The sequence below is a fragment of the Pseudomonas sp. H3_A02 genome (assembly GCF_054671965.1).
In genome coordinates this window covers 1786155-1806599 of the sequence record NZ_CP162807.1, presented here as the reverse complement: position 1 = coordinate 1806599, position 20445 = coordinate 1786155, and the positions used below count along the sequence as shown (strand labels likewise).

The following is a 20445-nucleotide window of genomic DNA, read 5'->3' as shown; positions in this document are numbered from 1 at the left end:
TATCACTTTTCGATTTTCATCCGGCACCCAGGCAATTGAGAAATATTTCCATTCAGGAGCCGCCGTATGTCCCGCCCGCTAGACACCCTGTTGCGCCCCAGCCTGTTGGCCGTCGCCATTGCCTTCGCCGTCCCGTTGACCAGCGCCCCGCTGCTGGCCGCCGAACAAGCCACGAGCGTGCGCACTTACAACCTGCCCGCCGCGCCCCTGGCCAGCACCCTGAACCAGATCGCCAGCCAGGCCGGTCTCGCGCTGAGCCTGAATCCGTCCCTGGCCGCCGGCAAGACCTCGGCCCCGGTCCAGGGCCAGTTCGACGCCACCGGCGCATTGCGCGCGGCCTTGCGCGGCACCGGCCTGCAACTGGAACAAAGCAGCGCCGGTACCTATAGCCTGGTGGTCGTGCCGGAAGGCGTCATGGCCTTGCCGGAAACCAGCGTGATCGGTGCCGGTCTCAGTGAAACCGCCTGGGGCCCGACCGAGGGCTACGTCGCCACCCGCACCGCCGCCGGCACCAAGACCGACACCCCGATCGTCGAACTGCCGCGCTCCGTCTCCGTGGTTACCCGCCAACAGATGGAGGACCGTTCTGTCCTCAACCTCAATGACGCCCTGCGCTACACCGCCGGCGTACAGAGCAGCGGCTACGGTTCGGACTCGCGCAACGACTGGCTGCTGGTTCGCGGTTTCATACCAACCCAATTCCTCGATGGCCTGCCGCTGCCCAAGGGCAACTACATCACGCCAAAAATCGAGCCCTGGAACCTTGAACGCATCGCCGTGCTGCGCGGCCCGGCCTCGTCGGTCTACGGCCAGACGCCACCCGGCGGCATGCTGGACATGGTCAGCCGCCGCCCGCAGGCCGAAAGCAGCCATGAAGTCGAGCTGCAGGCTGGCAGCTACGAACACAAGCAGATCAACTTCGACAGCACCGGCAAAGTCGATGACGAAGGCCAGCTCCTCTACCGGGTCAGCGGCACCGTGCGCGACAGCAATGCCCAGGTCGATCACATCCCGGACAAGCGCTACAACCTCGCGCCGAGCCTGACCTGGAACATCAACGACGACACGCGCCTGACCTTCCTGTCCCAGTACACCCGCGACGACACCGGCATCACCGGGCAATTCCTGCCGCTGCAAGGCACCAAGCTGTCCTCGCCGGCGGGCAAGATCTCCCACCACAAGAACCTCGGCGACCCGGATTGGGAATTCTACGACCGGACCTACTACGCCCTCGGCTATGCGTTCGAACACCGCCTGAACGACACCTGGCAGTTCCGCCAGAACCTGCGCTACACCAAGAGCGACCTGGAAACCCAGGGTATCTCCGCTGGCGGAGCGTTTTTTCCTGCGGGCCCGGACCAATCCGTGGACGCCGACGGTAACGTCAAGCGCAGCGCCAGCGTCATCAACGAAGACATCAGCCAGTTCGCCGTGGACAACAACTTCCAGGCCGACTTCCAGACCGGCGCCCTGAGCCACACCCTGCTGCTGGGCCTGGATCACCAGCGCTCCAACAGCAATTCGCGCTGGGATTGGGGTTCAACTGGCGTGCCGACCAGCAACATCCACAACCCGATCTACGGACAGGATTTCTCCAACGTCCAGTACTTCACCATGTACGACTATAACCAGAAGACCCACCAGACCGGCCTTTACGTCCAGGACCAGATCGCCCTGGACAACTGGCGCCTGACCCTCGGCGGTCGTGAGGACTGGATTCACACCGGCACCGAGTTCCACAACCTGAACAACGTCACCAACACCCAACGCGACAAGAAATTCAGCGGCAACGCGGCGTTGAGCTACGTCTTCGATAACGGTGTGACGCCCTACATTTCCTTCGCCCAGTCGTTCCAGGCGGCGGCAGGTTCAACCGTCAACAGCACCGAAGCATTCAAGCCGACCGAAGGCGAACAGTACGAGGCCGGTATCAAGTATCAACCGCCTGGCACCAAGACCTTGCTGACCGCCGCGGTGTTCGACCTGACCCAGAAAAACAATTCCGTGACCGAAAACAACGTCACCCGCCAGGTGGGTGAAGTCCAGGTGCGTGGCCTGGAACTGGAAGCCTCGGGCGATGTGACCGACAACCTCAAGCTGATCGGTTCCTATACCTACAACGACAGCGAAATCACCAAGGGCGGCTCGGCGGAAAAAGGCAAGCGCATGGCCCAGGTACCGCGCAACCAGGCCACCGCCTGGGCCGACTACACCTGGCACCACGGCCCGCTGGACGGCTTCGGGGTCGGCGCCGGTGTGCGTTACGTCGGCGACACCTATGGCAACACCACCAACACCGACTGGGGCCATGTTGGCTCCTACACCGTGTACGACGCCTCGGCCCATTACGACCTGGGCCGTTTGAACCGTTCGCTCAAAGGTGTCTCGGTGGCGGTGGACGCGAAGAACCTATTCAACAAGGACTACCTGTCCACCTGCGACGGTTTCTACTGCTACTACGGCGACCAACGCAACGTCGTCGCCAGCGTGAATTACAAATGGTAAACGGTTAGCATTTGCGTAAACCTTTTGAGGGCGCCTGTAACTGAGATCCGTCAGACAAATGAAATCCCTGTGGGAGCGAGCTTGCTCGCGAAGACGGCGTAACAGTCGACATTGATGTTGTCTGGCACACCGCTTTCGCGAGCAAGCTCGCTCCCACAGGTTTCGCAGCGTGACTGACGGGCCTCAGAGATCGTGCCCTCTTGCATCCGGATCGCTCATGAAAAGCAAAACCATCCGCCGCTGGTCTTTCGTCCACACCTGGACCAGCCTGATCTGCACGGTGTTCCTGCTGATGCTGGCGATCACCGGGCTGCCATTGATCTTCCACCATGAAATCGAACACCTGCTGGGCGACGCCCCCGAGCTTCGGGAAATGCCGGCCGGCACGCCACCGCTGGACCTTGCGCAACTGGTGGAAAAAGCCAAGGCCCATCGCCCGGGCGAGGTGGTCCAGTATTTTGGCTGGGACGATGACGAGCCCAACGGCGTCATCACCATCATGGCGCCAACACCAGGGACCGAACCCAACGCCTCCCACACCTTCATGCTCGACGGGCGTACCGGCGAGGCCCTGGAAATGCCCTCGGCCAATGGCGGTTTCATGATGGTCATGCTGCGCCTGCACGTGGACATGTTCGCCGGGCTGCCGGGCAAGTTGCTGCTGGCGTTCATGGGGTTGCTGTTCGTGATTGCCATCGTCTCCGGGGTGGTCCTGTACCTGCCGTTCATGCGCCGCTTGACGTTCGCCACGGTGCGCCAGGACAAATCCACGCGCCTGCGCTGGCTCGACCTGCACAACCTGATCGGCGTGGTCACGCTGGTCTGGGCGCTGACCGTGGGCGTCACCGGCGTCATCGCGGCGTGCGCCGACCTGCTCATCGCGGCGTGGCGCAACGACAGCCTCAGCGCCATGGTCGAACCCTACCGCAACGTCCCGCCACTGACCCAGCTGGCGCCGGCCACCCGGTTGCTGGACATCGCCAAGGGCGTCGCACCGGGCATGGCGCCGAGCTTCATCGCCTTCCCCGGCACGCTGTTCTCCAGCGAGCACCACTACAGCGTCTTCATGAAGGGTGACACTCACCTGACCTCGCACCTGCTCACGCCCGTGCTGATCGATGCCACCACCCTGGACGTCACCGCCGTCGCCGAACGGCCGTGGTACATGGACATGATGAGCCTGTCCCTGCCCCTGCACTTTGGCGACTACGGTGGCCGGCCGATGCAGATCTTCTGGGCGACCCTCGATGTGCTGACCATCATCGTCCTCGGCAGCGGCGTCTACCTGTGGCTGGTGCGACGTAAAGCGGCCAAGCGCGCAACCGTCGGCACGGAGGTCGCCTCGTGAGACCTCGGCAGTCGAGTTTCTGGAAAGTGTTTGGTATTCCCCTGATGATCGGTGCGCTTAGCGCGGCGGGGTTGTTCAGCGCATTGCTGGGTGACGGTCTGTGGGACGCCGTCAGTTGGCTCGGATTGGGCATACCTTCCGTGGTGGCGGTGTGGGGATTGGTCCCCCGCCGCTGAGTCCTCCGGGCGCGCATTTGCCAGAGTGTGCGCCCCCTCTCTCTTCGTCATACGACAACTGCAGGCGCGCCGGGTGTTTCAGATCACCCAGCCTTTGACATATTTGTTGACAAATTAATTCTTGACCCTCTATAAGTGCGCCAGTTGTACGACAACTTACAACGCAAAATGCGACGCCAAATCCAAAAATAATTGATGGTGAAGTGATGAAAATCAAAGGCATCCGCTGGTGGATGGTCGGCCTGGTCACGGCCGGTCTGATGGTCAACTACCTGGCTCGCAATACCCTCTCGGTGGCCGCGCCCACCCTGATGAGCGAAATGAACATCTCCACCGAGCAGTATTCCCACATCGTCGTGGCTTGGCAGATCTGCTACGCGTTGATGCAACCGGTGGCCGGCTACATCATCGATGCCATCGGTACCAAGATGGGTTTCGCCATTTTCGCGTTCGCCTGGTCCATCGCCTGTGCCGCGGCGGCCATGGCCTCGGGCTGGCAAGGCCTGGCGTTTTTCCGGGGTTTGCTGGGCCTGACCGAAGCGGCCGGGCTGCCGGCTGCGGTCAAGACCTCTACCGAATGGTTCCCGGCCAAGGAACGCTCGGTGGCCATCGGCTGGTTCAACATCGGTTCCTCGATCGGCGCCGTGCTGGCTCCGCCGCTCGTGGTCTGGGCGATCCTGAACAGCGGTTGGGAGCTGGCGTTCCTGATCGTTGGCGGCCTGGGCGTGGCCTGGACGTTTCTCTGGCTGATCTTTTACAAGCATCCGCGCGACCAGAAGCTCTTGGGCGACACCGAGCGTGATTACATCCTCAGCGGCCAGGAAGCGCACTTCCAAGACCCGACACCAAAGAAAGGCAGCTGGAAACGCATCATCGCCAGCCGCAACTTCTACGCCATCGCCAGTGCCCGGATCCTCTCCGAGCCGGCCTGGCAGACGTTCAACGCCTGGATCCCGCTGTACCTGATGACCGAGCGGCACATGAACATCAAGGAGATCGCGATGTTCGCCTGGTTGCCGTTCCTGGCCGCCGACCTCGGTTGCGTGCTGGGCGGCTACCTGAGCCCGTTCTTCCATAAATACTGCAAGGTGTCGCTGTTCACCTCGCGCAAAATGGTCCTGCTGTTCGGTGCGTCCTGCATGATCGGCCCGGCGTGCATCGGCCTGGTCGCCAGCCCCTACACCGCCATCGCCCTGCTGTGCATCGGCGGCTTTGCCCACCAGACCCTGTCCGGCGCGCTGTACGCCATCACGTCCGATTCATTCGGCAAGAATGAAGTCGCCACCGCCACCGGCATGGGCGGGATGTTCGGTTACCTGGGCGCCGCCGCGTTCACGTTGCTGTTTGGCGTCATGGTGACCCAGATCGGCTACAGCCCACTGTTCGTACTGTTGGCGATCTTCGACGTCATCGCCGCGTTCATCGTCTGGACTGTCGCCCGAGAACTCAAGCACCAACCGGCAACGCCGTCGCCCGAGCCACAAGCCCTGCAACCGGCCGCCTGAGGCACCTTGCGGCCGGGCCTATTCGGCTCGGTCGCATGAACGCTATGCTGTGCAGCAAGTCCCACTGATCGAGACGTTGCCATGTCCACCCCCAGCATGACGCTGTTCCACAACCCTGCCTCGCCCTTCGTGCGCAAGGTCCTGGTGCTGCTGCACGAAACCGGCCAGCAAGACCGCGTGGCGTTGCAGCTCAGCCAGCTCACCCCGGTCAAGCCGGACCGGGCGCTGATCCACGACAATCCGTTGAGCAAGATCCCGGCCCTGCGCCTGGCCAACGGGACGGTCATCCATGACAGCCGCGTCATCCTCGACTACCTCGACCACCAGCACGTCGGCAACCCGCTGATCCCCCGGGACGGCGCGGCCCGCTGGCGGCGTCTGACCCTGGCCTCCCTGGCCGACGGGATCATGGATGCCTCGGTGATGATCCGCTACGAAACCGCGCTGCGCCCGGTGGAAAAACACTGGGACGAGTGGCTCGATGCGCAACGGGACAAGATTCGCCGGGCCCTGGGCCTGCTCGAAGCCGACGCGATTGCCGAACTGGCCTGCCATTTCGACGTGGCCTCCATCAGCGTGGCCTGCGCCCTCGGCTACCTGGACCTGCGCCATCCCGATCTGGAATGGCGCGAGGCCAACCCGCAATTGGCGGCGTGGTTTGCCGAGGTGAGCTTGCGGCCTTCGATGCTTGAGACAGTGCCCAGGATCTAGCTCTGCGTTAGCCGAGCCGGCCTTATCGCGGGCAAGCCTTGCTCCCACATAGACCTCGCTCAACCCGTGGGAGTAGGTTAACTCCCACATGGACCCACTCAACCTGTGGGAGCAAGGCTTGCCCGCGATGGCAGCGCACCGGATCCAGAGGAAACAACCCAGCAATCAGCGCCACCAACTTTTCCCCCTCGCGCTGATCTTCACGCAACCCCAACGACCGGCTCATTTCACCTCTCCCAACTCGAAGTTCATCGCAGCCGCCGGCTTCGCCCCAACCCCATACCAATCCAGCTTGCGGGTCAGCACCATGAACACGCCCAGCAGGCCGAACAGCAACAGCGAGCCCATCAGCAGCGCATAGTCCTCAGCGCTCAACAGGCCGTAGAGCAAACCGTACAAACCCGCCAGCCCCGCCGAGAACCCCAGGCCGTGGCTCACGCTGCGCAGCACATGACAGACATAAAACCCGATCAGCACGACACAGGCACTGGCCGATACCAGGTACGCCAGGGTGAAGCCGATGTGCTCCGACAACGACAACAGCAGCAGGTAGAAGAACGCCAGCGCCACACCAACCAAGGCGTACTGGACCGGGTGCACTGCCAGGCTCTTGAGCACTTCGAAGAGGAAGAAGCCGGCGAACGTCAGGGCAATGAACAGCAGCGCATATTTGATCGCCCGGTCGCTCTTGAGGTACTGGTCCACCGGGTCGATGAAGCTCACCCCGAAGGCTCGGCTGCGGAACGCTTCGCAACCATCGCTCGGCTCGCAGGCTTGCAACGTCTCCAGCAGGTTGGTGGAGAAAAACGAGGTCTGCCAGTCAGCACTGAAACCCTGCTCATTGATCTCACGATTGCTGGGCAGGTAGTTGCCGATGAAGCTCGGGTGCGGCCAGTCCGCCGACAGGTGCACCTTGGTGGATTTGCCCACCGGCAGAATCTGGAACTCGCCCGTGCCTTGCAGCCGCAGATCAAAACCGAAGGTCAGCTCAGGGCCACCCTGGGCGGTGATCATCGGCAGCGGCACATGCACACCCTGCCCCAGCCAGCCGAGTCGCGAGCCGGGCAGGAAGTCGACGGTCTGCTGGTTCAGCGTCAGGGTCAGCGCATTCTCGATGCCACGAATATCGCTGATGCCGACGCTCAGGTACGGTTCGTCGAAGCGGTAGTCGGCAAAGTCCTTGGCGGCGACACCGTAGCGCTCAGGCACCTTGAAGCGGCCATCAATGCGGTTATCGGCGTGGAACATCCGCGCTTCGTAGATGCCCCGGGCACGGGTCTCGGTGCGGACCTGGCCGTCGAGCTCGAATTGCTCCGGCAAGAAATACAACTCGCCCGTGCGCTCGACGGTTTCCAGGAAACGCACGCCGGTCTTCTCGTTGGTGTTCCAGACCTTCACGCTCTTGCGAAACGGCACCACGATCATCGGTCCGATCAGTTGCTGGTTGTAGCTGGAGCTGCGGGCGATGTCCTGCAGCACACCGTCGCGCAATTCCTGGCGCTCGTCGATGAGGCCGTTGATCATCAACAGCGGGATCATCAGCAAGAGAATCAAGAGGGCGATCATGCCCAGTTTAATGGCGAGACTGCGGTTCATGTGGGGCTCTCCCTGTTCGAATGAGGGAGAGTCTGGGGTGGCTGTGTGAGGCGTTTATGGGGGGAATGTGGAGATTGTGTGGAGAAGCAGAACCAGGCACCTCTGTGGGAGCGAGCTTGCTCGCGATAGCGGTGGGTCAGTGCCAGTTATGCTGACTGACACCCCGCTATCGCGAGCAAGCTCGCTCCCACAAAGGATGGTGCTGAGTCAGATAGCAGATGCGGTTTCAGGGCAACCGCAAAACCACCTCCACCCCACCCTCGACATTGCCAATACTGAACTGCCCCCCATGCAACTGCACCACCTCCTCCACGAAGTTGAGCCCCAGGCCGGTGCTCTTGCGGCCGCTGTCCGGGCGCGGCAGGGAGTAGAAGCGTTCGCTCAGGCGCGGCAGCGCGTAGTCGGGAATCGGCGCGGCCTGATTGAACAGGCGGATCTCGACGCGGTTCCCACGGCGCTCGGCGCTGACCCGTAGCAGGCCGTTGACGGGGGTGAAGTCCAGGGCGTTCTCCAGCAAATTGCCCAAGGCCTGGCGCAACAGGAACGGCTCGCCCGTCAGCGTCAGGTCGGCAGCGATGTGCTGTTCAACCGTCAACTGGCGACTTTCGATCCAGCCGCCGCGCGCTTCCAGCAACTCAGCCATCAACGCTGCCAACGGCACCGCGACTTCTTCTTCCAGCCCCTGGCGCTGCTCGACCTGGGCCAGGTTGAGCAAGCGTTCGATCAACTGCTGCATGCGCGCACTTTCGTTGTCGATGTTGCTGACAAAGCGCTGGTGCTGGGCGGCGGGCATGTCGCTTTGCAGCAGTTCGGCGGCGCCGCGAATCGCCGCCAGCGGGCTCTTGAGTTCGTGGGTGAGCGTGTGCACGTAACGCTCGACGTACGCCTTGCCTTCGAGCTGGGTGCGCATGTGCTCCACGGCGCCCGCCAGTTGCTCGAACTCGCCGCCGCGATAATGCGGCACTTCCACCCGACGCCCCTGGCTGACCGCTTGGGCATAGATCGTCAAGCGCCGCAGTGCCGCGCTGAGCCACCACGACAGCAAGCCGCCCAGCAACAAGCCCAGGGCCACCAAGCCGGCGCCATAGAGCAGCAGCCGCCGCTCGGTGCGATCGACATAAGGCTGCAAGGAACTGTTGGGCTTGGCGACGGTGACAACGCCGATGATCCGGCCGTTGTCGCGGATCGGCGCGCCGACGTGCATCACCGAAGACGCAGGATCGTCAGGATCGCTGCGGCTCGAACGGGCGCCGTAGTGGCCGCGCAGGGTCAGGTAGACGTCGTTCCAGCGCGAATAATCCTGCCCCACCGCCACGCCACTGGAGTCGAGCACCACCATGCCCTTGGCGTCGGTGACGTAGATGCGATGGCTGACCTGGTTCTTCGGCAGGCCCCAGATCGTCGCCGCCGGCTGGCGCTCGCCGTAGGCTCTGAGCAACTGTGGCCAGCGATTCTGGTTGAGGGTGCCGGCCTTGAAATCGTCCCGCAGGATCTCGGCCATCAGGTTGGCGGTGTCCACCAGGGTTTCTTCGGTGGACTGGCGCACGCCGGGGCGGATTTCCTCCATGACCGTGTTGAGCACGAAATAACCGGTCAAGGCGATAAACAACACATACACCAGGAAAATCCGGATCCCCAGCGACATCAGCTGTGCCCCGGGCTGTAGCTGTAGCCCAGGCCCCGATGTGTCTGGATCGGCTCCGCCTCGGCCCGGACCAGGCGCAACTTGGCGCGCACGCTCTTGATGTGGCTGTCGATGCTGCGCTCGTAGCCGGCATCGCTGGCAACGCCCAGGGCATCGAGCAATTGCTCACGGCTGAAGACCCGCTCGGGTTGCTCCAGCAGACAATTGAGCAGACGGAATTCGTGGCGGGTGAGGTTCAGCGGTGTGCCGCGATAGTTGATCTGCACACGGTCGGCATCGACCTGAAACAGCGCCGTGCTCGACTCCGCCGCCGGACGCGGCGCCACGCGCTTGAGGATCGCCCGGACCCTGGCCGCCACCTCGCGGGGGCTGAAGGGCTTGACCACGTAATCGTCGGCACCGATCTCCAGGCCCACGATCCGGTCGATCTCGCCATCCCGGGCTGTCAGAAAGATGACCGGAACGTCGCTGAAACGTCTGAGATTTTTACAAGTCTCGAATCCGCTGATATCCGGCAGGCCCACATCGAGAATGATCAGGTCCGCCGGGGTGCGTTTCTGGTGCTCAAGGGCGGCCGCGCCAAGGCTCAACCAGGTGGTGTCAAACCCCTCCCCTTGCAGGGCAAACACCAGCGTATCGGCGATGGCGGCTTCGTCTTCGACAATCAGGATATGAGGCATGGCTTGCGAGCCCGGCAGTAAAGTTGCCGGAACGGTGCCGCAAGGCTTGGGGGGAGTCAATCGGCAGTCGAGTTTGTCAGTGGTTGGCGGTCATGCCTAACAGTTCTGATAGTAGGCAAGCGCTGGAAAACGGCTGATGCTAGAGGTCGGTTTTTTGGACTTCAGACGGAGCTCAGTCGATGCCGGACTTCCCTCGCGAAACCGTGCTGTGCCACTACCGCTATGACCCGCTGGATCGTCTGGTCGATTGCGCGCCTTTTGAGCAGGCCAGGATTCAGCGTTTTTACTGCAAAAGCCGATTGGCTACCGAGGTACAGGGCGCGGTGCAGCGTAGCGTTTTCCAGCACGACGATCAGTTGCTGGCGCAACTTCGGCGCGAGGGTGTAGGGGTTGATACTTCCCTGCTGGCGACCGATCAGCAGCGGTCGGTCTTGAATGTGCTCGATGCGAACCGGCCTCACCCCCTTGCCTATACACCCTACGGCCACCGCCCGGCGGGAAATGGCTTGCTCAGTTTGCTTGGATTTAATGGCGAGCGGTCGGATCCGGTGACCGGGCATTATTTATTGGGGAATGGGTATCGGGGGTTCAGTCCGGTGTTGATGCGGTTTAACAGTCCGGACAGTCTGAGTCCGTTTGGGGAAGGCGGGTTAAATGCTTATAGCTATTGCGCAGGAGATCCAGTTAACGGGACGGATCCTTCGGGCCATATTTCAATTAAACCATTCATGAGCATTTTCTTTAAAAATCCAACAGGACAAAAATATTCGCTCCCGAAAGGAATCTTAAGACCTGAAGCACTCACCATCAAACAATTAAAAAATAGAGCACGACATGTCCAAAGGCGCAAAAAAATAAAGGACACAACAACCTTGATAAAAGAGAACGAAAGAGCACTACAAAACCAAAACGCCTACACCGTCACCGACGACATTACCGATCTAACAGAAAGTCTGAGAGGCTATGAAATGGCGAAGCGGGGTATCACTTTGAAGAATACCCAAACCCCTACCTAGAATATCGCGTTCTAATCGACGGAAAGCCACTCCTCGACACATCCCACTTTGACATAACCATATCTCACTTTACGAACCTAAACAGCGTAAGCGCGGTAAAGAAATACAACTACCTAAATTCAACTGCACCACTAGAATTCCAACGCATCGAGACAGTTCGACACATACGACAGACTCGAGCCGAATATATAAGAAGGTTTACCGGAATCGACTTATTTCAAAAAATTCGCCAATAACGCCCGCGCACTTCAACTCATTAAGCATCACTACAACAATACCCAAGCCGCTTACACCTCGGAAATCGTCTCATACTTTTTAGGGGTCTTGATCGGCATTCTGGACTACTCCATGGTTATCTCCGACCATCAGCAGTCCGGCTTATCCGCCGTAAACCGCCGCGCCGGGTTCACCGCCGCGCCGAACTCACGCAACGCCTTGGCACCAATCAACAGCGGGTAATTGAAACTGCTGCGGTCGGTCAGGTTGACCTCAACGGTGCGCTTGACATTACCCAGGCACAGCTCCAGATCGACCACCGGGCGCTTGGTGGGGGCGATTTTTTCGTCGTCGTCCTCATCCTCTTCGGAACGGGTCTTGATCTTGCTGATGCGGGCGATCTTGTGTTCGTAGACCTTGTTGTCCGCATCCTTGGTCGCCAGGCGGAAGCGCACCCAATCATCGCCGTCACGGGTAAAGGTCTCGATGTCCTTGGCTGACAGCGAGGCGGTCAGGGCGCCGGTGTCCATCTTGGCCTTGAGCACTTGACCGCCGATTTCCGGCAGCGCGATGTACTCATAGCGCCCGTACAGGGTCGGCTCGGCGGCCAGCACTGGAAGGGCTATCAGGGAAAGCAGGGCGAGGACTGACTTCATGGAGTTAGGGCTTCCATTGTGGGAGTGGGGTTTTAGACCGTGGCTGATGAATTCGTTCGGTTGATTTCGATAGCAATGGTCAAGAGAAACTCCAGCCAAGCGCTACCTCTGTGGCGAGGGGATTCATCCCCGCTGGGGTGCGAAGCGCCCCCTGAGAGCCTGACATCGCGGTACACCTGGCTATTCGAGTTGACTGTTTTGGGGGTTGCTTCGCAACCCAACGGGGATAAATCCCCTCGCCACAAAAAGCCAGCCCAGTTTAGCCAAGCCCAAGTGAAACTTTCGTCCACACCGATTTGGCCTACCACCTGAAGCTTGCTTATCATGGCCCGCCCACCCGTTTGCAAGAGTCATCTATGCGCCGCCTGCTCACCGGCTGTTTCGTCACCCTGCTGCTGTTGCTCAACACTCTGGTGCTGTTCGGGCCGCTGATGGTGTTCGCCCTGCTCAAACTGGTCCTGCCCGGGCGCTTTCGCGACTATGCCTCGTGGGCGGTGATGTGGATCGCCGAGACCTGGGCCGAGATCGACAAGCTGATCTTTGCCCTGTGCATCCCCACCCACTGGGACATCCGCGGCGGCGCAGAGCTGCGCAGCGATACGTCTTACCTGGTGATCAGCAATCACCAATCCTGGGTGGACATCCCCGCCCTCGTCCAGACCCTCAACCGGCGCACGCCGTTCTTCAAGTTCTTCCTCAAGAAGGAACTGATCTGGGTGCCGTTCCTGGGGCTGGCCTGGTGGGCACTGGATTACCCCTTCATGAAACGCTACACCAAGGCGTTCCTGGCGAAAAATCCGGAACTGGCCGGCAAAGACCTGGAAATCACCAAGGCCGCCTGCGAGCTGTTCAAGCGCCAACCGGTCACCGTGGTCAACTACCTCGAAGGCACCCGCTTCACCGCCACCAAAAGCCAACAACAGCGATCGCCCTTCACCCACCTGCTCAAGCCCAAGGCCGGTGGCGTGGCGTTCGTGCTGGCGGCCATGGGCGAGCAACTGGACGCGGTACTGGACGTGACCGTGGTCTATCCGCAAGCGCGCATTCCCGGGTTCTGGGACTTGATCAGCGGCGCGGTGCCGCGGGTCATCATCGACATCCAGACCCGCGAACTGGACCCGGCACTGTGGCAGGGCGACTACGAAAACGACCCGGTGTTTCGCGAGCAGGTGCAGGACTGGGTTAATCAGCTCTGGACTGAAAAGGACCAGCGCATCGCCGAATTGCGCAACGAAGGGATTGGAACCTAACAGTTCTGATAGTAGGCAGCGGCTGAAAAAGCTCCGATGCTAGAGGCCCGGATGTTTGGACCTTGCACGGAGTTCGGAGCATGCCTGTTGCCCCTCGTGAAACCGTGTTGTGCCGCTACCGCTACGACCCGCTGGATCGTCTGGTCGATTGTGCGCCATCTGCTGAATCCGGTATTCAGCGCTTTTATTGCAAAAGCCGATTGGCTACAGAGATACAGGGCGCGGTGCGGCGTAGCGTTTTCCAACATGACAACCAGTTATTGGCGCAACTTCGGCGCGAGGGTGTGAAGGTCGATGCCACCCTGTTGGCGACTGATCAGCAGCGGTCGGTGTTGAATGTGCTCGATGCGAACTGGCTTCATCCCCTTGCCTATACACCTTATGGCCACCGCCCGGCGGAAAACGGCTTGCTCAGTTTGCTTGGGTTTAACGGCGAACGGCCGGATCCGGTGACGGGGCATTATTTATTGGGGAATGGGTATCGGGGGTTCAATCCGGTGTTGATGAGGTTTAATAGTCCGGATAGTTTGAGTCCGTTTGGGGAGGGGGGATTAAATGCGTATGCTTACTGTGGAGGGGATCCGCGGAATCGGATGGATCCGTCTGGACATATGTGGGGGGGATTCAAGGTTCTCAGAAAATTCTTCAGCAGACTCTTCAGCATGAAACCAAAGGCTCCTAAAAACACCCCAGGTGCCACTGCCCAACCCGGTGTCGTTGCGAAACTCACCGGGCCTGGAACAATTAATCCAACCCCAAAAAGTGTAAAAACATCGCCGAGGCAGCAATCTTTAGTGACTCCAATGGCGAGCATGCAGCAGCCACCTTCAATGACTCCAACGCCGAGCAGGCAAACGACAACTTCTTCGACACTGAAAAACGCTAGATACCCAACTAAACGTGACAACGGCGCATATGAGAACTTCCTGATTAAAGTGAAGGACTCCGCACCGGAGGCGCCTCTTGATAAGCTACTGCTTTATAATGAACGGCTAATTACCAGGGCTGGCCCGTCTCGCCTAACAGAGTTAAATCGCTCCGCAAGAGAGCTAGTATTAGCAAATATAGATATTCGCCTTAACGGCCTTTAAATATGTTGCCCGACCAAAGAATATCCGACTGGGTCGATTTGTTCTGCCGTATCAACGGGTGTTTCGCCAGCATGTCCAGGAAACTGCGTAACCAGCTCTGGACTGAAAAGACCAGCTTATCGCTGCCTTACGCAGCGAAGAACAGGAAACCTAACAGTTCTGATAGTAGGCAGCGGCTGAAAAAGCTCCGATGCTAGAGGCCCGGATGTTTGGACCCTGCACGGAGCCCGGAGCATGCCTATCGCCCCTCGCGAAACCGTATTGTGTCACTACCGCTACGACCCGCTGGATCGTCTGGCCGATTGTGCGCCTTCTGCTGAAGCTGGAATTCAGCGGTTTTACTGCAAGAGCCGATTGGCGACGGAGATACAGGGCGCGGTGCAGCGTAGCGTTTTCCAACATGACAACCAGTTATTGGCGCAACTTCGGCGCGAGGATGTGAAGGTCGATACCACCCTGTTGGCGACTGATCAGCAGCGGTCGGTGCTGAATGTGCTCGATACGAACCGGCTTCATCCCCTTGCCTATACACCTTATGGCTATCGCCCGGCGGAAAACGGTCTGCTCAGTTTGCTTGGGTTTAACGGCGAACGGCCGGATCCGGTGACGGGGCATTATTTGTTGGGGAATGGGTATCGGGGGTTCAATCCGGTGTTGATGCGGTTTAACAGCCCGGACAGTTGGAGTCCGTTTGGGGAGGGTGGGGTGAATGCTTATGCATACTGTGGAGGAGACCCGAAGAATCGGACGGATCCATCAGGACATATTTTCGGAATAAGAAAACTCCTCCGAAGGGTATTCAACTTAAAGCCAAAGGCGCTTACAAACACAGAGTCAATACAATCACTTATTTCAAACCAGACACCTTTAAGCCCGGTACTCGAGCAACAGTCACTGGCACCACCACTCCCCCCACGGAAGGCATCGAAACCACTGCGACCTGTCACAAAACCTGAACCATTACAAAAAAACTTCACCATCATAGAAAAGCAAGTCTTTATCACCGTACCAAATCAAAAAGATCATGTTTTCATTTTCCCATTTCCATTAGACAAAAAGTCTATGACTACGCTTAGAGAAGCAGGCCTCTATGTCCATCCCGATTTATTGTCTAAGGTCGGCAAATCCAAAGTCCACCATGACTTTAGTCCCAGATCTGGTATCAACAGAAACATCCGCCAAACATGAACAGAAAACAAATTCTCTAATTCCAAATCAACATAAAAAACTGTCAGCTCTGACAGTAGCCCTCACCAAGCACAGCCGCAAACATGTCGCCGGGACACATTGTGGAGACAACCCAATGCGAAACTTTATAACTGACGGCGGCGCTGGAATGTGCCTGCTGATCATCGGCCATGTCCACGCCGGAGAAGCCACTTGTCCGGCCGCGATACAGATCCATGGCACCACTGAAACAGTAGAAATCCAGGATGACCGCCAATGGCAGGGGCAGGACCTGGAGCAGGAGGCCAACCCGGCGGTACAGCAACTCAACGACGCCGAGTTCGCGATCCATGAACCCGACGAAGATGAATTGACACAGAGGAGAGTGACCATCACTTGCAATTATGGCGAGAACAATCTCACGCTGGATTATCAGCCGACGTCTTTGCCCTCAGCGGCCAACCGTTGCGCCAGCCGGGACACCAATACATGTAGACGGATGAACACCGACTACTTCAGCTTGAAATTCTGATACCCCGTGGCGGATTTTAGATGTCGCCACCCTCTTCACACCCCCGCGCCGCTCCCCCAAATACCCCCCAGGTTCTGCAACAACGAACCGGCAACCCCCTGTTGACCAAGGTACTGCAGAATAATCGGGGCAAACTGGCCGATCATGCCGCTGTCCATGCCCAGCGCGCTGAAGGCATTGTTCAGGTCATCGGTGTCCTTGACGTTACCCAGCAGGCCGTCGAGCAAGGCATTTTTGTCCGACCCGCCCCCGAGCAAACCGCCCAGGCCGTTGAGCCCGCCGATGGCGCTGTTTCCGGCGATCTGATCCAGGCCCGGCACACTCTTGCTCAACTCGGAAAACTGCGGCTCGCTGAGCCGATTCTTCGCCAGCCCCAGCATCGCGCCGGCACCGCCGATGGCCTGCTCCGGTGTGATCTTGAGTTCCGACCCCAGGGTGTTGAGCAACCCAGCCGCTTTCGGCGCGGCGGCTACGGCGCCCTCTTCCTCACCCGAGCTGCCCTGCATGGCCGACACCACATTGGCGGCATCGCTGAGGCTGAACTGCGCGAAGGCCGGGCTGGCGGCCAGTGTCAGCAGCCAGGACAGTGCAAAACCTCGTGAAATCTTCATCCGGGACTTCCTCTTGAGCATGAAAAAGCCGCTCATAAAGAGCGGCGTAAAGCGTGCTTTGGACTGGCGTGGAGGGGGATTGTTCCTAAACGCATACGAATGGGAAGCGAAAGCCTGGTGGACGTGGTCGACCCGTTATCGTTGCAATGCGAAGGCACCCTGCCCTCGCCCGCTCCATTACCGTACAGTGCCGCTTTCTCCAGCAGAGTTAGCCCATGAACGTAAAAATCGGCGGCGCCACCCTGGCGGTCATCCTGACCGGCATGCTCATTGTCCTGGGCGTCAACGAATGCCAGCGCGGCCCGCTGAATCCGGACGTTGCCGAGGGCACCAGTGAAGAACAAAAGACCTGGATGACCATCGAGCACCGCATCAAGCGCTCCGACCCGACCCTGACCGAGGTGACCGGCGACCAACACACGCTGACCGTGCGCTACCGTCCTGGCACTTGCGCGGATGACTGCGAGCCCTGGGTTCCGCATATGCTGCGGGTTGTCGGCCACGGCCTGGCGGCGCTCAATGATGCGCCAGGGGGCAAGCAGTACACGCAAGTGACGGTCAAGGCGCGGATCCTTGCCGATGATGACGTGGAACTGGTCTACGACATGCAGGGGTTTGACGCCATCAAGACCCAACAAGGCGGCTACGAAACCTTTGCCGGCATGCCTCGCAGCCTGAGTTTCAGCGCCGACGCCCTGGCCCAGGCGCAAACCTATTGCCAAGGCCCTAGCGCCAAAGGGTTCTACCCTGAATTCTGCGAACGGGTCGAGACCGCAACGGCCCGGCAGTAACCGTGGCGAGGGAGCTTGCTCCCGCTGGGCTGCGAAGCGGCCCCGCTTCTCGGATACCAACGGCGAGCGCTTCGCACTCGAGCGGGAGCAAGCTCCCTCGCCACAATGGGGCGGTGTACATACGTGAATACTCACGACTAAAAATCTTACAACTACTTGGGAAATCCCCCGCAACAGCGAGCCTTGCTCCAGCCAATCGGCGATGCCTATAGTTCGTCCCGTCGTCCACATGGCGACTCGGGTTTGGCGACTCGAAACACTACGGCCTGAAGTCCAAATTTTATTAATCAATAAAGGCTCTAGCCATGAACCGATACATGCCCCTCACCGGCGTCGACTGCTCCCCCGCTGCCCTGCTCATCGACACCCAAGCCCCCCTCGACGTCCTCCACGAAACCGCCGCCTACCGCATCCGTGCCGTGACCCAACTATTGGAAAACATCGCTTTTCGCGAAGAGCTCAGTTCCGACGCCGTCGTCCTCCACGACGTCGCCCTGCTCCTGGCGATTCCGTTGCGCGACGGCTGCGATGTGCTGGATGTGATTGGCCGACGCTTGCAGGCACACGCCATGGCCTGACCGCGGCGGCAGTCATCCGACTATCAACGCGCAAGCCCTTATTCCCTCTCGGTCTTGCCTACTGTCAACGTTGACAGTAGGCAGCTGTTCATACGGTCCCTAAGCTGCAGCCGTGACAACGAAAAACAAGGCTATGGGCAAACCACAGTCCCTGTGCCTTTCATCATTCGGGCAAACAGGAATAATAAAAATGAACGACCGAATCAAAGGAACCGTTAAATGGTTTAACGATGCAAAGGGCTATGGCTTCATTACCTGCGGCAAAGGAGGCGAGGACTTGTTCGTTCATTACTCGGCGATAGCCGGCGAGGGTTATAGAACATTGAAACAGAAGCAAACGGTCTTCTTTGAAATCGAGAAGAGCGACAAAGGCATGCAGGCCACGAGAGTGACGCCGGAATAAAGCGACTTCCATTCCAGAGAACGACCCCATGTCGGCGAACCGCAAAACGCTGCTCTGCCGCTACCATTACGACCCACTGGATCGCTTGGCCGATTGCACACCATCGGCCCAGGCCCGCACCCAGCGTTTCTATCTGAAGGAGCGCCTGATCAGCGAAATCCAGGGTTCGGTACAACGATCGATTTTCCAGCAGGACGAGCAACTCCTGGCGCAACAGCAGCGCCAGAATGACGCTGTCGAAACCACCTTGCTCACCACCGACCTGCAACGCTCGGTATTGCATGCGCTCGATGCCACACAGCCTCATCCTCTCGCTTACACCCCCTACGGCCACCGCTCTGCGGAAAACGACTTGCTCAGCCTGCTCGGCTTCAACGGCGAACGACCGGACCCAGTGACCAGGCATTATTTGTTGGGCAATGGTTATCGAGCGTTCAATCCGGTGTTGATGCGGTTCAATAGCCCGGACAGGCGCAGCCCATTTAATAAAGGTGGAGTAAACGCTTACGCCTATGCTTTGGGAGACCCTATTAACCACGCAGACCCAACGGGCGAGTTCGCCATATCAATATTGACTGCCGTACAACGCGGTTTAACTATTGCACTGCACAGCATTGTTCCTGCGGGGATGATTCTAGGGCCTAAAGTGACGGGAATTGCGCTGGTGGCTACCCGTATCAGTCTGTCTGGGTCCATAGCTAGTGCTGTCGGAGCAATCATGCAGCTGGCAGGCAGGCCGATCGGAGCCTATGTTTCGGCCGCAGGCACGGCTGCGTTAGTGGGAGGAGCCGCTGCCCGCGGTGTCATCGCCCTACGCACCGCGCGACAAACCGGCCCGCTGTGGCCGAAGATAAAAGAAAACCTTTTAAATATTGTGGGAATATCGCAGAAAAAAAAACCACCTGTTCAACCAAGTGCAACATATAACAAGCGCTCGTCCACCGCCTCCATTCAAAACAATGCCAATGCCAATGTGCATCACAAAATTTCGCAAGATGCCAGCTCAATAAGAGACCCAAGCCGATAAGTAATTAGGTCTATCGTTGGAGATAGGCCACGCAGCCGCACCTAACACTTCTGCTAGCTAGACAACCGGCCTTCTGCCTGAACATGATAGTGCTATCTGTATTTCTCACAGAGCAAAGCCCATGTCCTCCACAGATGAAACCTTGCTCTGCCGTTACCACTACGACCCACTGGATCGCCTGGCCGATTGCACACCATCGGCCCAGGCCCGCACCCAGCGCTTCTACCTGAAGGAGCGTCTGACCAGCGAAATCCAGGGCTCGGTACAACGATCGATTTTCCAGCAGGACGACCAGCTCCTGGCCCAACAACAGCGCCAGGATGGCGTCGTCGAAACCACCTTGCTGGGCACCGATCCGCAACGCTCGGTATTGCATGCGCTCGATGCCACGCAACCTCATCCCCTCGCCTACCCCCCTACGGTCATCACGCTGCGCAAAGCGGCTTGCTCAGCCTGCTCGGCTTCAACGGCGAACGGCCGGACCCGGTGACAGGGCACTATTTATTGGGGAATGGTTATCGGGCGTTTAACCCAACGCTGATGCGGTTCAATAGTCCGGATTCGATGAGCCCATTTGGAAAAGGTGGGTTGAATCCTTACGCGTATGGCCTGGGCGACCCCATTAATAAGAGCGATCCAACGGGGCATTTCAATATTATTACCAGCCCCTTCAAAGGACTTGTTAATTGGGTAGGAATCAGGACACCTAAAGATATTTTTATGGTTCACGGCGTCAAATTGCGTATTTCGTTCAAGAAAGTGCCTGGGGATTTTATCAAACAGCCTATGGTGCGATTTTCACCGAAACGGCCTTTGACTTCAGACATTATCGATGCAGACATCTGGCAGCTCGAGCGGTCTCTTATCAACGACAGCACCAATATTATTAAACAAGAGATACAAGCAGCCCACATCATTAAGTTGGGGCGAGTACCTCGTAA

18 protein-coding genes and 2 pseudogenes are annotated in these 20445 nt (G+C 59.0%); 15 read left to right on the top strand and 5 right to left on the bottom strand.

The genetic code is table 11. The features are described from left to right. Positions 1–66 precede the first annotated feature (66 nt). The 5 genes from AB4N80_RS07795 (at position 67) to AB4N80_RS07775 (ending at position 6245) form a co-directional block, all read left to right on the top strand. Complete coding sequence (locus AB4N80_RS07795; RefSeq protein WP_460081393.1) at positions 67–2505, top strand: TonB-dependent siderophore receptor; 2439 nt, start codon at positions 67–69, stop codon at positions 2503–2505. Between the two features lie 217 nt (positions 2506–2722). Then, the gene (locus tag AB4N80_RS07790; RefSeq protein ID WP_460081390.1) at positions 2723–3853 is read left to right on the top strand and encodes a PepSY-associated TM helix domain-containing protein; all 1131 of its coding nucleotides are present in this window, start codon (positions 2723–2725) and stop codon (positions 3851–3853) included. Beyond that, positions 3850–4029, top strand: a complete 180-nt coding sequence (locus AB4N80_RS07785) for a hypothetical protein (RefSeq protein ID WP_460081387.1) — start codon at positions 3850–3852, stop codon at positions 4027–4029. Before AB4N80_RS07790 ends, AB4N80_RS07785 begins: the two co-directional genes overlap by 4 nt. Before the next feature lie 206 nt (positions 4030–4235). Continuing rightward, complete coding sequence (locus tag AB4N80_RS07780) at positions 4236–5534, top strand: MFS transporter (RefSeq protein WP_460081385.1); 1299 nt, start codon at positions 4236–4238, stop codon at positions 5532–5534. Positions 5535–5615: 81 nt separating this feature from the next. Continuing rightward, positions 5616–6245 carry a glutathione S-transferase gene (locus tag AB4N80_RS07775; RefSeq protein ID WP_460081382.1) on the top strand — a complete coding sequence of 210 codons (630 nt, stop codon included), beginning with the start codon at positions 5616–5618 and terminating at the stop codon, positions 6243–6245. Between the two features lie 222 nt (positions 6246–6467). Here the strand turns inward: AB4N80_RS07775 and creD are convergent, their stop codons facing one another. From creD to creB, 3 genes are all read right to left on the bottom strand, one after another. Further along, entirely contained in the window at positions 6468–7841 is a 1374-nt protein-coding gene (gene creD, locus AB4N80_RS07770) for a cell envelope integrity protein CreD (protein WP_122566640.1), read from the bottom strand. Positions 7842–8067: 226 nt separating this feature from the next. Then, complete coding sequence (creC, locus tag AB4N80_RS07765; protein ID WP_122566639.1) at positions 8068–9486, bottom strand: two-component system sensor histidine kinase CreC; 1419 nt, start codon at positions 9484–9486, stop codon at positions 8068–8070. Then, positions 9486–10166, bottom strand: coding sequence for a two-component system response regulator CreB (gene creB, locus AB4N80_RS07760; RefSeq protein ID WP_122566638.1), 681 nt, complete (start codon positions 10164–10166; stop codon positions 9486–9488). The genes creC and creB overlap by 1 nt, the downstream gene beginning before the upstream one ends. A 179-nt stretch (positions 10167–10345) precedes the next feature. Between creB and AB4N80_RS07755 the strand changes: the two are divergent. Then, positions 10346–10879 (top strand): annotated as a pseudogene (locus tag AB4N80_RS07755) (RHS repeat-associated core domain-containing protein); the annotation flags it as partial. A 668-nt stretch (positions 10880–11547) separates the two neighbouring features. Here AB4N80_RS07755 and rloA2 read toward each other — a convergent pair. Then, positions 11548–12054 carry a retropepsin-like aspartic peptidase RloA2 gene (rloA2, locus tag AB4N80_RS07750; RefSeq protein ID WP_122566636.1) on the bottom strand — a complete coding sequence of 169 codons (507 nt, stop codon included), beginning with the start codon at positions 12052–12054 and terminating at the stop codon, positions 11548–11550. A 356-nt stretch (positions 12055–12410) separates the two neighbouring features. Between rloA2 and AB4N80_RS07745 the strand changes: the two genes are divergently transcribed. The 4 genes from AB4N80_RS07745 to AB4N80_RS07730 all read left to right on the top strand — a co-directional run bounded on the left by AB4N80_RS07745 (position 12411) and on the right by AB4N80_RS07730 (position 16094). Further along, positions 12411–13304, top strand: a complete 894-nt coding sequence (locus AB4N80_RS07745) for an acyltransferase (protein ID WP_122566634.1) — start codon at positions 12411–12413, stop codon at positions 13302–13304. Between the two features lie 80 nt (positions 13305–13384). Beyond that, positions 13385–14395: an RHS repeat-associated core domain-containing protein gene (locus AB4N80_RS07740; protein WP_240998468.1), complete on the top strand. Its 1011-nt coding sequence runs from the start codon at positions 13385–13387 to the stop codon at positions 14393–14395. Between the two features lie 234 nt (positions 14396–14629). Next, entirely contained in the window at positions 14630–15583 is a 954-nt protein-coding gene (locus tag AB4N80_RS07735; RefSeq protein ID WP_122566633.1) for an RHS repeat-associated core domain-containing protein, read from the top strand. 115 nt (positions 15584–15698) lie between these two features. Then, positions 15699–16094, top strand: a complete 396-nt coding sequence (locus AB4N80_RS07730) for a DUF3757 domain-containing protein (protein ID WP_205929613.1) — start codon at positions 15699–15701, stop codon at positions 16092–16094. Positions 16095–16129: 35 nt separating this feature from the next. Here AB4N80_RS07730 and AB4N80_RS07725 read toward each other — a convergent pair whose 3' ends face one another. Continuing rightward, positions 16130–16705, bottom strand: a complete 576-nt coding sequence (locus AB4N80_RS07725; RefSeq protein ID WP_122566632.1) for a DUF2780 domain-containing protein — start codon at positions 16703–16705, stop codon at positions 16130–16132. Between the two features lie 215 nt (positions 16706–16920). Between AB4N80_RS07725 and AB4N80_RS07720 the strand changes: the two genes are divergently transcribed. The 5 genes and pseudogenes from AB4N80_RS07720 to AB4N80_RS07700 form a co-directional block, all read left to right on the top strand. Then, positions 16921–17496, top strand: a complete 576-nt coding sequence (locus AB4N80_RS07720; RefSeq protein WP_122566631.1) for a hypothetical protein — start codon at positions 16921–16923, stop codon at positions 17494–17496. Positions 17497–17801: 305 nt separating this feature from the next. After that, positions 17802–18074 (top strand): hypothetical protein, encoded by a 273-nt coding sequence (locus tag AB4N80_RS07715; RefSeq protein ID WP_122566630.1) that lies wholly within the window; start codon positions 17802–17804, stop codon positions 18072–18074. Between the two features lie 190 nt (positions 18075–18264). After that, the gene (locus tag AB4N80_RS07710; protein ID WP_122566629.1) at positions 18265–18477 is read left to right on the top strand and encodes a cold-shock protein; all 213 of its coding nucleotides are present in this window, start codon (positions 18265–18267) and stop codon (positions 18475–18477) included. A gap of 28 nt (positions 18478–18505) precedes the next feature. Then, positions 18506–19504, top strand: a complete 999-nt coding sequence (locus tag AB4N80_RS07705; RefSeq protein WP_240998467.1) for an RHS repeat-associated core domain-containing protein — start codon at positions 18506–18508, stop codon at positions 19502–19504. Between the two features lie 121 nt (positions 19505–19625). Continuing rightward, a pseudogene (locus AB4N80_RS07700) lies at positions 19626–20167 on the top strand (RHS repeat-associated core domain-containing protein); the annotation flags it as partial. Between the last annotated feature and the right edge of the window lie 278 nt (positions 20168–20445).

Coding starts and splice junctions, on each gene's coding strand:
- creD (WP_122566640.1), bottom strand. CDS start 7,841: ATGAACCGCAGTCTCGCCATTAAACTGGGCATGATCGCCCTCTTGATT.
- AB4N80_RS07725 (WP_122566632.1), bottom strand. CDS start 16,705: ATGAAGATTTCACGAGGTTTTGCACTGTCCTGGCTGCTGACACTGGCC.
- AB4N80_RS07740 (WP_240998468.1), top strand. CDS start 13,385: ATGCCTGTTGCCCCTCGTGAAACCGTGTTGTGCCGCTACCGCTACGAC.
- AB4N80_RS07720 (WP_122566631.1), top strand. CDS start 16,921: ATGAACGTAAAAATCGGCGGCGCCACCCTGGCGGTCATCCTGACCGGC.
- AB4N80_RS07775 (WP_460081382.1), top strand. CDS start 5,616: ATGTCCACCCCCAGCATGACGCTGTTCCACAACCCTGCCTCGCCCTTC.
- AB4N80_RS07780 (WP_460081385.1), top strand. CDS start 4,236: ATGAAAATCAAAGGCATCCGCTGGTGGATGGTCGGCCTGGTCACGGCC.
- rloA2 (WP_122566636.1), bottom strand. CDS start 12,054: ATGAAGTCAGTCCTCGCCCTGCTTTCCCTGATAGCCCTTCCAGTGCTG.
- AB4N80_RS07730 (WP_205929613.1), top strand. CDS start 15,699: ATGCGAAACTTTATAACTGACGGCGGCGCTGGAATGTGCCTGCTGATC.
- AB4N80_RS07745 (WP_122566634.1), top strand. CDS start 12,411: ATGCGCCGCCTGCTCACCGGCTGTTTCGTCACCCTGCTGCTGTTGCTC.
- creB (WP_122566638.1), bottom strand. CDS start 10,166: ATGCCTCATATCCTGATTGTCGAAGACGAAGCCGCCATCGCCGATACG.
- AB4N80_RS07790 (WP_460081390.1), top strand. CDS start 2,723: ATGAAAAGCAAAACCATCCGCCGCTGGTCTTTCGTCCACACCTGGACC.
- AB4N80_RS07715 (WP_122566630.1), top strand. CDS start 17,802: ATGAACCGATACATGCCCCTCACCGGCGTCGACTGCTCCCCCGCTGCC.
- AB4N80_RS07710 (WP_122566629.1), top strand. CDS start 18,265: ATGAACGACCGAATCAAAGGAACCGTTAAATGGTTTAACGATGCAAAG.
- AB4N80_RS07705 (WP_240998467.1), top strand. CDS start 18,506: ATGTCGGCGAACCGCAAAACGCTGCTCTGCCGCTACCATTACGACCCA.
- AB4N80_RS07735 (WP_122566633.1), top strand. CDS start 14,630: ATGCCTATCGCCCCTCGCGAAACCGTATTGTGTCACTACCGCTACGAC.
- creC (WP_122566639.1), bottom strand. CDS start 9,486: ATGTCGCTGGGGATCCGGATTTTCCTGGTGTATGTGTTGTTTATCGCC.
- AB4N80_RS07795 (WP_460081393.1), top strand. CDS start 67: ATGTCCCGCCCGCTAGACACCCTGTTGCGCCCCAGCCTGTTGGCCGTC.